This window comes from Desulfobacter curvatus DSM 3379, assembly GCF_000373985.1.
GTDB lineage: Bacteria > Desulfobacterota > Desulfobacteria > Desulfobacterales > Desulfobacteraceae > Desulfobacter > Desulfobacter curvatus.
In genome coordinates this window covers 1-1994 of sequence record NZ_KB893005.1, presented here as the reverse complement: position 1 = coordinate 1994, position 1994 = coordinate 1, and the positions used below count along the sequence as shown (strand labels likewise).

General features: G+C 36.9%; 2 protein-coding genes and 1 pseudogene. 1 reads left to right on the top strand and 2 read right to left on the bottom strand.

Annotation, left to right across the window (positions count from 1 at the left end; all coding sequences use genetic code 11):
• A pseudogene (locus tag B147_RS32410) lies at positions 1 to 305 on the bottom strand (hypothetical protein); the annotation flags it as partial.
• 86 nt (positions 306 to 391) lie between these two features.
• Positions 392 to 844 (bottom strand): MarR family transcriptional regulator, encoded by a 453-nt coding sequence (locus B147_RS0108360; protein ID WP_020586759.1) that lies wholly within the window; start codon positions 842 to 844, stop codon positions 392 to 394.
• 406 nt (positions 845 to 1250) lie between these two features.
• On the opposite strand from B147_RS0108360, the gene B147_RS0108355 reads away from it, so the two are divergent.
• The gene (locus B147_RS0108355; protein ID WP_020586758.1) at positions 1251 to 1805 is read left to right on the top strand and encodes a hypothetical protein; all 555 of its coding nucleotides are present in this window, start codon (positions 1251 to 1253) and stop codon (positions 1803 to 1805) included.
• The last annotated feature ends 189 nt before the right edge of the window (positions 1806 to 1994 follow it).

Sequence of the window (1994 nt, the reverse complement as noted above, 5' to 3'; positions counted from 1 at the left end):
GTAATAAAAGTGTTGTGGAACAAAAAGCCATACAACCAATGGAACGCTATTCCCTTTTTTGAGGGGAGTGTTTCATATAAAAAAAAAGCAATAAGTTCGTTTTTCGTAGCGCCATTGTGTTTTTTCAAGTACGTTAATACCAAATTTTCAATATGCCTATTTGATGTTGCTTTATAAATATAAAACAGCCCCCCCACTGAACTGCACTGAAATGCAAAGGAAAGAAGATAGTATCCATAAAGCAACAGGAAAACATTCAAAATTATTATTCCAGCTATCATAAAAAAGAAAAAGAATCTTTGCACTATACATCCCTCCTTTTTACATAAGCAGAGCAACGGTAACAATTGGGATCAGTATCCCCCTCAACGAATAAATGATCCGAATTTTTTTATGGATTAGGGGCTACATTTTCGCCTTCGTCAACCGGGCTTTCAGACTCAATTCCAGGCTCAGTCTTTTTGTAGTATTTCCCTTTTATCCGATCCACCAACCCGTTTCTTTTTAAGAGAGAGACGACATTGGAAACCTGTTTACTGGTTAATCCGGTCATCGTTTGAATTTCTTGTGGGGATAGGCCTTCATTCTTATTGATCAACTTTAAGATGTTTTGTCTGAAGTTCTTTCTTATTTTCCTGGGCTTTTTAGATTTTGAGACAGGGGCGACAGCTTCAACATCATTGCTCTTATCGGTGGTATCGTCTGATGTGGGTGCATTGTCTGGGGGCTCATGGATCGAGATGTTGAATGCTTTTTCAGGAATGAGATTTTGGACTTTTTTGATCGTTTCCTGGAGTAGCTGCGTTGTTTCTTTGCTAAACTCAAGGTCTATAGTGATTCTCATTAACAATTTTTCCTTTTTTTCTTTAGGGTAGCACCCATTTTGGGCTTTGAATATGCAAGATAGAATGTTTTTTCGTGAAATATAGCTCTCAAAAACATCCCTTTTTGAGAACTATATTTCATGTTTCATAAACCGTCAACTGTTCAACAGAAAGGCAAGTTTCCTGAACAAAGTTAGACCACGAAAACAGTTATCCCATAGGAACAAAATCATCCAAAGTTTCGATTTGATTTTGTTTGCTGGCAAATGTAGTATCCTTTTCTACAAATTTCCTTTTTTTGAGGTTTTTGTTTGCCGACTTAGCCATATAAAAAATGTGAAATTCGTTGATTTTTAAAGTATTTCAAACAGTTATTTTCCAATTAACTACCGTTTTTGATCACCGAAAGTTAAGTTAAGGATTAAAATGAATATCACCGAAAATTGGTTACAAAAAATTAAAAACAAAGTGGTCGGTATGACCGCTTCATCTGAAGCATCAAACGAAAAAAGTCTGCAACCGCCTGAAATGGAAATCGACAAAACAGCAGAAATAATCGAGGTGATTAAAACGGCGGATGAAACACTTTATAGAAACAAAACCCCGCATTATGAAGAAAAGCTGGCCCAGACCCTTTTGGCTTCTCCGAATGAGACTATTCGTGTAGTTAATGACAGGGGATGGAAAATGCGTGGAAATGCCGAAGAGACCAATCTTTTTTTGATCAGGGTGTTGTCAAGGATCTTGAATGAAAACGAAGAAACTATCAAAGAGAAAGCTCTCGAAACACTGATTAACATATTGGCCGTCCCGGATGATAATACAACAGGATGGGTTTGCATTCTTGAACAATCAGCCAAAGAGATTACCAAAGCTAATATGCCTGATGTAAAGGCTAAACTCGAAACGCTGAAATCTAAGGTTTCCGGGAATAATATAGATGCCATTGATTATACCCTGAATCTTTTAAAAAAATTTTGATGAGTTTATGAGCCCTCCTCAATGTCAATTAATTTTCAAAGGGTTCAATCGTTCTGGTAATGCTGACCGGATTTTTTCCTTGATGCCCCCGGAAAAATACCATAATTGCGCACCTTGGTATTTCTTGTTTGCATCATGGATAACGCCCGAAAACCTAAATGTCCAAAAAATATAATCTGATACAAGGTT